Source organism: Acinetobacter sp. AOR43_HL (genome assembly GCF_027854635.1).
Classification (GTDB): domain Bacteria; phylum Pseudomonadota; class Gammaproteobacteria; order Pseudomonadales; family Moraxellaceae; genus Acinetobacter; species Acinetobacter pittii.
In genome coordinates, this window is the sequence record NZ_JAKTHX010000007.1 from 299,236 (window position 1) to 312,713 (window position 13,478).

Below are 13,478 nucleotides of genomic sequence, written 5' to 3' on the forward strand. Positions count from 1 at the left end.
ATCTATAAATTAATATACAAAAATTGAATGGTTAAAATAAACAATTGATTAAATTAACCAATACGACGTTTTAATCCTGTCATTTGTAAAATACGAGTTGAAATCTCTTCAATCGACATTTCGGTCACGTTTAAATATTTAATGCCTTCTGAAATATAAATCCCTTCAATTGCTCTTAGCTCCATTTGGCATTGGCTAAAACTTGCATAACGGCTATTCGCTTTACGTTCACTACGAATTGCGACCAAACGCTCAGCATCAATCATCAAACCAAATAACTTGCTACGATGAGCTCTTAATACTGCTGGTAAACGGTTATCATCTAAATCTTCTTCAGTTAATGGATAGTTTGCAACGCGAATACCGAATTGAAGAGATAAGTAAATAGAAGTCGGTGTTTTACCCGAACGGGAAACTCCAATTAAGATTAAATCCGCTTTATCGTAATGACGAGTACGTGCCCCATCATCATTATCAAGCGCAAAATGAACCGCATCGATACGGGCTTTATAATATTCAGAATCGGTTACCGCATGAGTCTGCCCGACCAATGTTGTTGGTGGTGTTCCAAGTTCTTGTTCAAGTTTACTAATTAAACCTTCAAACACATCCAGATTAACCGCTTTAGCCGTGTTAATAATCTCTCGCACATGCGGATCGACTAAAGTATCAAATACTAAAGGTAGGCAACCGTCTTTGGTTTGGCATCGATTAATCTCAACCACCACATCCATTGCCGCCTCTTCAGTTGTAATATACGGCATGATGTGAATATCAAAATCTACATTGGGAAATTGTGCTAATAACGAATGTCCAAGAGTCTCGGCAGTAATTGCAGTTCCATCAGAAATAAAAAAAACACTCCGCTTAAATTGTTTACTTTCTGACATTAAAATTCTCCTTAAACATTTGTCTTAGTGCTATATAATCTTTATAGTAAACTGATCTTACATGACTGTCGCTTAGTATAATTCTCAACTAAGCACTTTATTTTTATAATTTCATGCCAAGATAGACATTAATACTGCAAAAGTGGAGTGAAAACTTTGGAAGCGCGCGTAATCGGTCTAGAAAAATTAGGGAAACACGATGTCGAACTCGTAGGTGGGAAAAACTCATCTTTGGGTGAAATGATCAGCCATTTATCAAATGCTGGTGTATCGGTACCTGGTGGCTTTGCAACTACTGCTGCTGCCTATCGTGAGTTCTTAGACCAAAGTGGTCTTAACGCTCGAATTCAAGCAGAACTTGCTCAACTCAACGTCGATGACGTAAATGCTCTTGCAGAAACAGGCGCTAAAATTCGTCAATGGATTGTAGAGACTCCACTCACTGCAACCTTAGAACAAGAAATTCGCGCCGCTTTTACAGCACTTTCTAACGGCAACCCTGATATCGCGGTTGCCGTTCGTTCATCTGCAACTGCTGAAGATTTACCAGATGCTTCTTTCGCGGGTCAACAAGAAACTTTCTTGAATATTCGCGGTATTGATAACGTACTTATTGCGATTAAAGAAGTATTTGCTTCTTTATATAATGACCGTGCAATTTCTTACCGTGTGCATCAAGGTTTTGATCATGACATCGTTGCACTTTCAGCGGGTGTTCAGCGTATGGTTCGTTCTGAAACCGGCGCTGCGGGTGTAATGTTTACACTTGATACAGAATCTGGTTTCCGTGATGTTGTATTTATCACTGCCTCTTACGGTTTAGGTGAAATGGTTGTACAAGGTGCCGTTAACCCAGATGAGTTTTACTTATCTAAACCATTATTAAATGCAGGAAGACATTCTGTTTTACGTCGTAACCTTGGCTCTAAACACCAAAAAATGATTTATGGTGAAGAAGGTTCTGCGGGTAAATCTGTTGTTGTTGTTGATGTTGAAAAACAAGATCGTCAACAATTCGCTTTAAATGACCATGAGTTACAAGAGTTAGCTAAACAAGCGCTTATCATTGAGCAGCATTACGGTGCTCCAATGGATATCGAATGGGCAAAAGACGGTGATGACGGTCAAATTTATATTGTTCAAGCCCGTCCTGAAACTGTAAAAAGCCGCCAAAATGTAGGCACTATGGAACGCTATCTTCTCAAACAAAGAGGTACTGTTCTTTGTGAAGGTCGTTCAATTGGTCAACGTATTGGTTCTGGTAAAGTCCGTATTGTTAACTCAATAAAAGAAATGGACAAAGTTCAAGAAGGCGACGTTCTTGTATCAGATATGACCGATCCTGACTGGGAACCGGTAATGAAACGTGCTGCTGCAATTATCACTAATCGTGGTGGTCGTACATGTCACGCAGCAATTATTGCACGTGAACTTGGTGTACCAGCGATTGTAGGTTGTGGTAACGCAACAGAAGTATTAACTGATGGTCAAGAAGTAACTGTTTCTTGTGCTGAAGGTGATACAGGTTTCATTTACGAAGGTGCTTTAGATTTCGAAGTTCAACGCAACTCAATCGAATCTATGCCTAAGCTTTCGTTTAAAATTATGATGAACGTAGGTAACCCTGACCGTGCATTTGACTTTGCTCAAATTCCAAACGAAGGTATTGGCCTTGCTCGTCTTGAGTTCATCATTAACCGTATGATCGGTGTGCACCCTAAAGCCCTACTCAATATTGATAGCCTCCCTCGTGAAACTCGTGCTGCGGTTTTAACTCGTACAGCGGGTTATGCTTCACCTGTAGATTTCTATGTTGAAAAATTGGTTGAAGGTATTGCGACTCTTGCTGCTGCATTTGGTGACAAGCCAGTTATCGTTCGTATGTCTGACTTCAAGTCAAACGAATACGCAAACTTAATTGGTGGTAAGTTATACGAGCCTGAAGAAGAAAACCCGATGCTGGGTTTCCGTGGTGCAAGCCGTTATGTATCTGATAACTTCCGTGATTGTTTCGAATTAGAATGTCGCGCACTTAAGAAAGTTCGTGATGAAATGGGTCTCACCAATATTCAAATCATGATTCCTTTTGTACGCACAGTATCTGAAGCGAAACGTGTTATTGAATTACTTGCACAAAATGGCTTAAAACGTGGTGAGAACGGATTAAAAGTAATCATGATGTGCGAATTACCAACTAACGCTCTGTTAGCTGAACAATTCTTAGAGCACTTCGATGGTTTCTCTATTGGTTCTAATGACTTAACTCAGTTAACGTTAGGCCTTGACCGTGACTCAGGTATTGTTTCACACTTATTTGATGAACGTGATGCAGCTGTTAAAGCTCTTCTTTCAATGGCAATCCATGCCTGCCGTAAAGCAGGTAAATATGTAGGTATCTGTGGTCAGGGGCCTTCAGACCATCCAGATCTTGCAAAATGGTTAATGGAACAAGGTATTGAATCTGTCTCTCTTAACCCAGACTCAGTTTTAGATACATGGTTCTTCCTTGCTGAAGAAAAAATCAAGCAAATCTAATATGTTATAAAAAAAGGCCCATCCGTGGGTCTTTTTTCATCTTTAGAATAGAGAATTTTTATTTATGCAAATTTACTTGGCACGTAATAATCAACAAGCTGGGCCTTATACTTTAGAACAAGTAAATCAAATGTTGGCTAGCCAACAAATTTTGTTAACTGATTTAGCTTGGCATAAAGGCATGACAGAATGGAAAGCTTTAGGAGAATTAACCCAAGGTAAACTTGTATATCAACCTATCGGTTATTCTGTACCTACAATAAACACGAATACATCAACTAATGAAACTATTCGTCAAATTCGTGTAGAACCTAAAGTTCATGAACTTGCGTCTATTCCGGCTCGGGCTTTAGCAAAAATTATTGATTTATTGCTTTGGTTACCAATCGCTGCAATTCCTTCTTTTTTCTTTAATGAAGCTCAATATAAGCAATTATTCGAGCTGCAAAAACAGATGCAATCTGCCGAAGTCGCATCGACTAAAGCTGCAGAATTGCAACAACAACTTTTTACTTTAATTCCAATAGAAGCTTGGCATTCAATGCTTCTTTACGTCGTAATTATGCTTGCAATTCAAGCCGTTCTTTTAACAAAGTTTGGTCAGAGTATAGGTAAGAAAATCGTTGGAATTAAAATTGTAGATGCTGAGGACAATAGCAAGGTTAATTTAACTCGCATCTTCTTATTAAGAAGTATTGTTTTTATCATATTAAACTTACTGTTTATGCCGATCAGTACAATTATTGACTATGCTTTTGCATTAGGACAAAAGCGACAAGCTTTACATGACAAAATTGCAAGAACAAAAGTGATCAAATGATAGTGAATGACTCATTCATTTAATGTCTAAAAAAAGAGGAGGCACCCTGCCTCCTTTTTTCTATAGTGAGTTGATATTTAAATAAAAGCTCTATTGAAATTAGATACCCTACAAAAAAAATCGGGTTTTAAAACAATTATTTCAGCCTACTTTATGTATAGCTTAGTTTGTCGATATGAGGCATAATGCCCTACAACGTAGCGGTGTCATATAATTGAGAAGTCTAAATTTAAGGATTAGCGTTCTCAATCATGCGACACTTTAATCGCTATCCCATATTTAATTAGGGAATGGGACTCTTCACCGAGGTTGTAAAATGAGACAAACGATTTTAGCTGTATTGTCTTTATCAACGCTTGCTGCACTTTTGACTGGGTGTGGTGGTGATATGGTACTTCTAAACTCTAAAGGTCCAGTTGGTCAAGGTCAAAGTGACCTTATGATGACTGCGATCTATTTAATGTTACTTGTGGTGATTCCTTCAATCATCATGGCATTATGGTTTGGTTGGAAATATCGCGCGTCAAATAAAGATGCAGACTATAAACCTACATGGGCACACTCAACTGCAATTGAAGTTGTAGTATGGGGTATCCCTGTCATTATTATTGGTATTTTAGCTTGGTTAACTTGGTGGGGTTCCCACAAGTATGACCCATACCGTCCTTTAGAATCAGATAAAGCACCTTTAACTATTCAAGTTATTGCTGAACAGTTTAAGTGGATCTTTATTTATCCTGAACAAAACATTGCAACAGTTAACGAAGTACGTTTCCCTGAAAAAACTCCGTTAAGCTTTAAAATCACTTCTAACTTTACAATGAACTCATTCTTCATTCCACAGTTAGGCGGCCAGATTTATGCAATGGCAGGTATGCAAACTCACCTTCATTTGTTAGCAAATGAAACTGGTGTATATCGTGGTTTCTCTTCTAACTACTCAGGTTACGGTTTCTCTCAAATGCGTTTCAAGGCGCATAGTGTTACAGAGCAACAATTCAACGAATGGGTAGCAGCGGTTAAAGCAGGTAATGGTTCAACCATTAACCCAGAAGCAGTTCAAAAAACTACGCTTGACCAAGCTGAATTGGCAACCTTACGTGATGGTAACCGTTCTAAGCATCAGATCGAGCATTTAGTAAATCGTGCTAAAGCTGCTGGTGATGAAAAAGCAGTTGCTGAAGCTGAAGCTATGAAACCGTTCCCGACTAAGCCACACCCTGTGACTTATTACTCTACTGTTGAGCCTAAATTGTTTGAAACAATTATCAACCACTATATGAGTAACTATCATGGTGTTGACCACTCTGCTGAAAACGCAACAGCTGACACTCATGCTGCAGCTGAACACGCTGCTCAAGGGGAATAAGACATGGATATGATTTTTGGTAAACTGGGTTGGGACTCTATCCCGACAGAGCCAATCGTACTTGTCACCATGGTCCTTATGGCAATTGGTGCAATTGCAGTGCTTGGCGGTATCACCTATTTCAAAAAATGGGGATATTTGTGGAATGAGTGGTTTATTACGGTAGACCATAAAAAGATTGGTATCATGTATATCATCGTATCTGTTGTCATGCTTCTGCGTGGTTTCGCCGATGCGATCATGATGCGTTTACAACTTTTCCTCGCTAAAGGCGGCGGCGAAGGTTATCTACATCCTGACCACTATGACCAGATCTTCACCGCACACGGTGTAATCATGATCTTCTTCGTAGCAATGGGTCTCGTTGTAGGTATGATGAACATCTCTGTACCTTTACAGATTGGTGCTCGCGACGTTGCTTTCCCATTATTGAACTCTTTAAGCTTCTGGTTATTCGCTGGTGCTGCTGGTTTGATGATGCTTTCACTTGTGCTAGGTGAATTTGCTGCGACTGGTTGGATGGCTTACCCTCCTCTATCTGGCATTCAATATTCTCCTGGTGTAGGTGTTGACTACTATATCTGGGCACTTCAGGTTTCTGGTCTAGGTACGCTTTTATCTGGTGTTAACTTCTTCGTTACCATCATCAAAATGCGTGCACCGGGCATGAAATTAATGGACATGCCTATTTTCACGTGGACTTCACTTTGTACGGCTGTATTAATCATTGCATCATTCCCTGTATTAACAGGTACTCTTGCAATGCTTACTCTTGACCGTTACTTCGGCTTCCATTTCTTCACAAATGAGCTTGGCGGTAGCCCAATGCTTTATGTGAACTTGATCTGGACATGGGGTCACCCTGAAGTATATATCTTGGTATTACCAGCATTTGGTCTATACTCAGAAATCGTTGCAACCTTCTCTCGTAAAGCGTTGTTCGGTTACAAGTCTATGGTGTATGCAACTATCGCGATTACTGTTCTTGCGTTTGTTGTATGGCTTCACCACTTCTTCACCATGGGTGCTGGTGCGAACGTTAACGCGTTCTTCGGTATCATGACCATGGTTATTGCGATTCCTACTGGTGTGAAAATCTTCTCTTGGTTATTCACCATGTATAAAGGTCGCATCACCTTTACTACTCCAATGTTATGGACGCTTGGCTTCCTTGTAACATTCGGTATCGGTGGTTTAACTGGTGTACTTATGGCTGTTCCACCTGCGGACTTCTTGGTACACAACTCATTATTCTTGATCGCTCACTTCCATAACGTAATTATTGGTGGTGTGGTGTTTGGTATGTTTGCCGGCATCATTTACTACTGGCCAAAAATGTTTGGTTGGAAGCTCAACGAAGCATGGGGTAAAGCTGCGTTCTGGTTCTGGTTCTTCGGTTTCTATTTTGCATTCATGCCACTTTATATCCTTGGTTTCATGGGTATGACTCGTCGTTTGAATACATATGACAACCCTGAATGGGATCCGTACCTTGCGATTGCATTATTTGGTGCTGTTCTTGTTGCGATTGGTATTGCATGTTTCTTAATGCAAATCATCGTTGGTTTCTTACAACGTAAAGACAACATGGACCTTACTGGCGATCCATGGGATGCTCGTACGCTTGAATGGGCGACCTCTTCCCCTGCTCCGTTCTATAACTTTGCGCATGAACCAGATGCAAGCGGTATCGACCGTTTCTGGACTGACAAAGAAAATGGTGTAGCATACGCACGTAACACTAAATATGAAGACATCCACATGCCGACTGATCGTGCTGCTGGTTTTGTCATTGCAATGTTCATTACTCTTCTTGGCTTTGCACTCATCTGGCATATTTGGTGGCTCGTTGTTGTTTCATTCGTTGCAGCTGTTGTTAGCTTGATCGTAAGCTCATTCACTAAGAATGTTGACTACTACGTTCCTGCTGCTGAAGTTGAGCGTATTGAAAACGAACGCTATGCTTTACTTGAAAAACACTTGAAGAAGGACTAAGGAAATGGCTGAAGTACTTCATCACGACAACCACGGCCATGACGGTCATCATGAACATGATGATACCGACTTAACGGTTTTTGGTTTCTGGACATACTTGATGAGTGACTTGATTCTTTTCGGATCACTCTTCATTGCGTTCGCTGTATTAAGCAGTCATGTTCCAGCAGGCACTCCAAGCGCATATGACCTATTCCATGACTCATTAGGCTTCGTGTTAACTGAAACATTTGCCTTATTGATTTCATCGGTAACCTTTGGTTTTGCTGTACTTGCATCTTATAAAAAGAATGTAAATCAAGTTATCACTTGGTTATTTATTACATTCCTTTTTGGTGCATCGTTCATTGGAATGGAAGTCTATGAATTCCATCACCTTGTACATGAAGGCCACGGTCCAACTCACAGTGCATTCTTATCATCGTTCTTTACTTTGGTTGGTACACACGGTATCCACGTAACTTCTGGTTTAGTGTGGATGCTTGTATTAATGTATCAAATCAAAACTAAAGGTTTGACTTTACCGAATACACGTCGTCTTGCTTGCTTAAGCTTGTTCTGGCACTTCCTTGACATCGTTTGGATCTGTGTATTCAGCGTCGTTTACTTACTGGGAGTCCTCTAATGAGTAGTCATGAGCATAATGCTGCTGGTGCGTCACACGGTAACTTTAAGCAATACACTGTTGGATTTATCCTTTCTGTTATCCTCACTATCATCCCTTTCGGGATGGTGATGGCGGGTGGTTTCAGTCGTGGTCTTTTAGTTACAGTGATTGCAATCACTGCGGTTGCTCAGGTTCTTGTACAACTTGTGTACTTCTTACACATGAATACATCATCTGAACAACGTTGGAATATGATTGCATTCATCTACACAATCCTATGTATCGCCGTACTTTTAATCGGTTCTGTGTGGATTATGAATTACCTTCACTACAATATGATGATCTAAACTGATTGTCATGTTGAGAAAATATTTATTCCTGACTAAACCAGGAATTCTCTTCGGTAATTTCATTACCACCTTGGGCGGCTTTTTCTTAGCCGCCCAAGGCTCTATAGACATCTTATTATTACTCCTCACCCTACTTGGAACAACTTTAGTTGTGGCTTCTGGTTGTGTGGTTAATAATGTTATAGATCAAGATATTGATACAAAGATGCAGCGCACTCAAAATCGTGCTCTTGTTAAAAAAACAATCTCTCCTACTGTTGCGCTGATATATGCATTAGTGCTTGGAGTAATTGGTTTTAGCATTTTATGGTTTGGTGTAAATGGTTATGCATTTTTGTTTGCAATGATTGGTTTTATTGTCTATGTCGGTTTTTATAGCTTGTGGACCAAACGCACCTCAATCCATCAAACCGTCATTGGTAGCATCTCCGGAGCGAGCCCTCCTGTTATTGGTTATGCAGCAGTAACTCATCAATTTGATGTGGCAGCCCTGCTTTTGTTTTTAGCATACGCTTTATGGCAAATGCCTCACTCTTGGGCAATTGCAATTTATCGTTTTGATGATTACAAAAATGCGGGAATTCCAATTTTACCTGTAGCACGTTCTATTTATCGTACGAAAATTGAATGTGTAATCTATATCCTATTATTTGCAGCTATTTTGAATGGGTTATATTGTTTTGGCTATACCAATGTATTTTTTTTAATTACTTTTAATGCTTTGACTGCATATTGGTTATATTTATCAGTTATTGGATTTAAAGCCGAAAATGATCAATTGTGGGCTAAACGTTTTTTCCTGTACTCGGTCATATTAATTACCCTGTTAAGTTTGAGCTTTAGCTTTACCTATCAATCCCCTGCTCCAAATCTTCCTCTCTTTTAAACAAGAGAGGATTTCCTCTTTATAGTAAAGAAGTTTTACTTTTCTGATCAAAAGATTTGTTTTTAGTCGAACTTTTACCTATAATTCAGCCTTCGCAAATTTTGCGACATAACTTATTAAGTTATGACTCCTTGCTTCTAATTTTTTTATTAGGGGCTGTTTAAACCGTAAGGAGCTGACAATGCGTCATTACGAAATCGTACTTTTGGTACACCCAGACCAAAGCGATCAAGTTGTAGGTATGGTTGAACGCTATATCTCTCAGATCAAAGAAGCTGAAGGTCAAATTCACCGTTTAGAAGATTGGGGCCGTCGTCAATTGGCTTACCCAATTAACAAAATTCACAAAGCGCACTACATTCTTATGAATGTTGAATGTGGTCAAACTACGCTTGATGAGTTAGAAGAATTATTCCGTTATAACGACGCGATCATTCGTAACCTTATCATCCGTCGTGAACACGCAATCACTGAAGAGTCATTGCTTGCTAAGAGTGCTGAAGAAAAGCGTGCGCGTAAAGCTCAACGCGAAGAAGCACAGCAAGTTGCTCAAGAAGCTGAATAAGGAGAACATCAATGGCACGTTTTTACCGTCGTCGCAAGTTCTGCCGCTTTACAGCTGAGAATGTTGCGTACATCGACTACAAAGATATCGACACTTTAAAACAGTACATCACTGAAAACGGCAAGATTGTTCCTAGCCGTATCACTGGTACTAAAGCTCGTTATCAACGTCAATTAGCACTTGCTATCAAACAAGCTCGCTATTTGTCTTTGATTCCGTACACTGACAACCATAAGTGAGGTGATCTGTGGACGTTATCTTATTACAACGCATTAAGAACCTTGGTAAATTAGGCGATAAAGTATCAGTTAAAGCTGGTTACGGCCGTAACTTCCTTATCCCTCAAGGTAAAGCAGTTGCAGCTACTGAAGCTAACACTGCTGCTTTTGAAGCTCGTCGTGCTGAACTTGAGAAGCAAGAAGCTGAAGTTTTAGCTGCTGCTCAAGCACGTGCTGAACAATTGAATGAAGTTAACATCGTTATCACTGCTAAAGCTGGTGACGAAGGTAAACTCTTCGGTTCTATTGGTACTCGTGACATCGCTGACGCATTAACGAATGCTGGTCTTACAGTTGACCGTGCAGAAGTTCGTTTACCAAATGGCGCGCTTCGTCACACTGGTGAATTCAACATCGCAATCCAATTGCACCATGATGTTGTTGCAGAAGTTCTCGTTACTATCGTATCTGAGTAATTTCTCATCAAAAAAAAGAGCATGCTTTTGCATGCTCTTTTTTTATGTTTCAAATTTTAAAATAAGATATATTAATTCCTGATCAGTTCTTCAGTTTAATTGGTTTTTTAATTAGGTAGTTTATTTAATTTTGTTTTAAGATAGTTCTCGGCTTTACAGCCTCTTTGTGTACACCTTTCTTTATCATCAGGTCTAATTATGTCTCAGGCGAATGCCACTTCTTTAGCGCTTTCATCTCCAACAGAAAATAAAACGAGTGAATCAGGCCAACTTAAAGAGTTTCGCACTCCCCCACACAATTTAGCTATTGAACAAGCTGTGCTAGCTGCCCTGATGACAGTTGCCGAATCTTTCGAACAAGTTAACGATGTACTCAAAGAAAATGATTTTTACGCGACTCGCCATAAATATATCTTTCGTGCAATCGAGAAATTAGCACAAGAAAACTCACCCTATGATGCTGTCTTAGTAAGTGACTGGCTCTTAAAACAAAATTTACTTGATGCTATCGGTGGCGAAGAATATTTAATGCAGCTCATGGCTGACTCACCTTCAAGTTTCTATAACTTAGAAACTTATGCCACTAAAATTAAAGAATTTTCTACGCTTCGTAGCATGATTAAAGTTAGTACTGAAATTTTGCAAAATGCTTATGACACGAAAGGCCGCGGTGTTAGTGAAATTTTAGACTTAGCTGAAACAAGTATTTTCTCATTAGCAGAACAGCACAATAACAATAAAAAAGATGCTGGTCCTAAATCTATTAGTTCTGTTACCGCCGACGTAATTAGTAAGCTTGATGAGCTTTCAAAATTAGATGGCAATATTACAGGTTTAACGACTGGCTTCTTAGAACTTGATAATAAAACATCTGGTATGCAACCTGGTGACTTAATTATTGTTGCTGCACGTCCATCGATGGGGAAAACTACTTTTGCCATGAATTTGGTTGAGAGTGTTTTGCAATATAACAAGTTACCTGCTCTGGTCTTTTCGATGGAGATGCCAGCAGACTCGATTGCAATGCGTCTTATTTCCGCAATGGGTAAAGTTCATCAAGGACATTTACGCTCTGGTAACCTCGATGCAGATGAATGGACCAAGGTGACTGGTACAATTTTGCAGCTTCAACAAATGCATTTGTATATTGATGACTCATCAGCCCTACCTCCAACTGAACTTCGTGCCCGTGCTCGTCGTGTTGCAAAAATGCATGATGGTAAAATCGGTTGCATCATGGTCGATTACTTGCAGCTCATGAAAGTCCCGGGCATGGGTGATAACCGTGTAGGCGAGATCTCAGAAATTTCTCGTAGCTTAAAAGCATTGGCGAAAGAGATGCAATGTCCTGTTATTGCACTTTCTCAGCTTAACCGAAGTCTGGAAAACCGTCCAAATAAACGCCCTGTAATGTCCGACTTACGTGAATCCGGTGCGATCGAGCAGGATGCCGACTTAATTATGTTTATTTACCGTGATGAGGTTTATAACAAAGAGTCAAAAGAGGCCGGCACTGCAGAAATTATTATTGGTAAGCAGCGTAACGGTCCAATTGGTTCAGTTCGTCTTGCTTTTGAAGGTCAATATACTCGATTTAGTAATCTCTCTCCTGAGTATTACAGCCAATATGATGATGAAGAATAAGCTCTATCTCTAGCCCAAAGGAGTAAATGAGGGTGCGCCAAGCAACAGTTTATATTGACCGCAATGCACTTCAATATAACTTAAACCGTGTCAAACAACTCGCAACAAATTCAAAAATTGTAAGTATGGTAAAAGCCAATGCTTATGGACATGGAATCAAAGACTGTTTAGCAGCCTTAAATGCATCAGATGCCTTTGGTGTCGCCTGCCTACAAGAAGGTTTGGAAATTCGTGAATTAGGATTTCAACAACCTGTCACTTTAATTGAAGGGGTATTTTCTGAAGATGAAATGCCAATTGCGATTGAACAAAAATTTGAATGTGTCATTCACCATCAACAACAGTTTGTATGGTTGATTAAACACAAACAAGCATACATCAGCCAAGGCTTAAAAGTCTGGGTTAAACTTAATAGTGGGATGAACCGGTTAGGTTTTAAAAATCGAGAAATTATTGAAGTTATTAAGACTTTAAAATCTGAAGGATTTACTTGTGTACTTGCGATGCATTTCGCAAATGCAGATGTAGACCATCCACTTAACGAGCAACAAAAACAACAATTTCTACAAGTTAAACAAGCTTGTGATCCAGTGTTAGCTTCTTGCTGTAATTCTGCTGCTATTTATAAATGGCCAGAGTTACATTTTGATTATGTTCGTCCGGGTATCATGCTTTACGGCGCCTCGCCTTTTGCAGATCAAACAGTCCATGATCTTGACTTAAAACCAGTGATGACTTTTTCAGCAGAAGTGATTGCTCTCAATCATATTCAAACTAATGAACATGTCGGTTATGGATCAACTTTCTGCGCTACGCAAGCAATGGATATCGCGATTGTTTCTATAGGTTACGGTGATGGTTATCCACGAGCTTATATTAAACAAAACTATGTCGCTATTGATAAACAACCCTGTGCGGTTGTAGGGCGAGTGAGTATGGATATGATTGCAATCGACGTGACAGGCATGAAAGTAAAATTAGGCACTCCAGTTGAACTCTGGGGTCCACATCGCTTAGTTGATGATGTTGCGGGTGCAAACGGAACGATAGGATATGAATTACTCTGTCGCTTAAGTAATCGCCCCACTCGTAAAAGCACTTAAATAATAAAATATAAAAAAAT

General features: G+C 39.7%; 13 protein-coding genes. 12 read left to right on the forward strand and 1 reads right to left on the reverse strand.

Going from position 1 to position 13,478, the window contains the following annotated elements; translation table 11 throughout:
- Positions 1-53 precede the first annotated feature (53 nt).
- The gene (gene ppsR, locus MKL33_RS03900) at positions 54-890 is read right to left on the reverse strand and encodes a posphoenolpyruvate synthetase regulatory kinase/phosphorylase PpsR (RefSeq protein ID WP_002119749.1); all 837 of its coding nucleotides are present in this window, start codon (positions 888-890) and stop codon (positions 54-56) included.
- Positions 891-1,037: 147 nt separating this feature from the next.
- Here ppsR and ppsA point away from each other — a divergent pair, with 147 nt between their 5' ends.
- The 12 genes from ppsA (at position 1,038) to alr (ending at position 13,458) form a co-directional block, all read left to right on the forward strand.
- Positions 1,038-3,425, forward strand: a complete 2,388-nt coding sequence (ppsA, locus tag MKL33_RS03905; RefSeq protein ID WP_005803576.1) for a phosphoenolpyruvate synthase — start codon at positions 1,038-1,040, stop codon at positions 3,423-3,425.
- A gap of 64 nt (positions 3,426-3,489) precedes the next feature.
- A complete protein-coding gene (locus MKL33_RS03910; RefSeq protein WP_270906493.1) occupies positions 3,490-4,245 on the forward strand; it encodes an RDD family protein in 756 nt (251 codons plus the stop codon).
- Between the two features lie 316 nt (positions 4,246-4,561).
- A complete protein-coding gene (gene cyoA / locus MKL33_RS03915) occupies positions 4,562-5,614 on the forward strand; it encodes a ubiquinol oxidase subunit II (protein WP_270906494.1) in 1,053 nt (350 codons plus the stop codon).
- Between the two features lie 3 nt (positions 5,615-5,617).
- Positions 5,618-7,609 carry a cytochrome o ubiquinol oxidase subunit I gene (gene cyoB, locus MKL33_RS03920; protein ID WP_005068497.1) on the forward strand — a complete coding sequence of 664 codons (1,992 nt, stop codon included), beginning with the start codon at positions 5,618-5,620 and terminating at the stop codon, positions 7,607-7,609.
- A 4-nt stretch (positions 7,610-7,613) separates the two neighbouring features.
- Complete coding sequence (gene cyoC, locus MKL33_RS03925; RefSeq protein WP_002119759.1) at positions 7,614-8,234, forward strand: cytochrome o ubiquinol oxidase subunit III; 621 nt, start codon at positions 7,614-7,616, stop codon at positions 8,232-8,234.
- Entirely contained in the window at positions 8,234-8,563 is a 330-nt protein-coding gene (locus MKL33_RS03930; RefSeq protein WP_000094534.1) for a cytochrome o ubiquinol oxidase subunit IV, read from the forward strand. The genes cyoC and MKL33_RS03930 overlap by 1 nt, the downstream gene beginning before the upstream one ends.
- A 10-nt stretch (positions 8,564-8,573) precedes the next feature.
- Positions 8,574-9,452, forward strand: coding sequence for a heme o synthase (gene cyoE / locus MKL33_RS03935; protein WP_161282372.1), 879 nt, complete (start codon positions 8,574-8,576; stop codon positions 9,450-9,452).
- A gap of 181 nt (positions 9,453-9,633) precedes the next feature.
- The gene (gene rpsF, locus MKL33_RS03940) at positions 9,634-10,017 is read left to right on the forward strand and encodes a 30S ribosomal protein S6 (RefSeq protein WP_002119610.1); all 384 of its coding nucleotides are present in this window, start codon (positions 9,634-9,636) and stop codon (positions 10,015-10,017) included.
- An 11-nt stretch (positions 10,018-10,028) separates the two neighbouring features.
- Complete coding sequence (gene rpsR, locus MKL33_RS03945) at positions 10,029-10,256, forward strand: 30S ribosomal protein S18 (RefSeq protein WP_000090661.1); 228 nt, start codon at positions 10,029-10,031, stop codon at positions 10,254-10,256.
- Between the two features lie 8 nt (positions 10,257-10,264).
- Complete coding sequence (gene rplI, locus MKL33_RS03950) at positions 10,265-10,711, forward strand: 50S ribosomal protein L9 (protein ID WP_000382591.1); 447 nt, start codon at positions 10,265-10,267, stop codon at positions 10,709-10,711.
- Positions 10,712-10,909: 198 nt separating this feature from the next.
- Positions 10,910-12,355 (forward strand): replicative DNA helicase, encoded by a 1,446-nt coding sequence (dnaB, locus tag MKL33_RS03955; protein ID WP_002119718.1) that lies wholly within the window; start codon positions 10,910-10,912, stop codon positions 12,353-12,355.
- Positions 12,356-12,387: 32 nt separating this feature from the next.
- A complete protein-coding gene (alr, locus tag MKL33_RS03960; RefSeq protein WP_270906495.1) occupies positions 12,388-13,458 on the forward strand; it encodes an alanine racemase in 1,071 nt (356 codons plus the stop codon).
- The last annotated feature ends 20 nt before the right edge of the window (positions 13,459-13,478 follow it).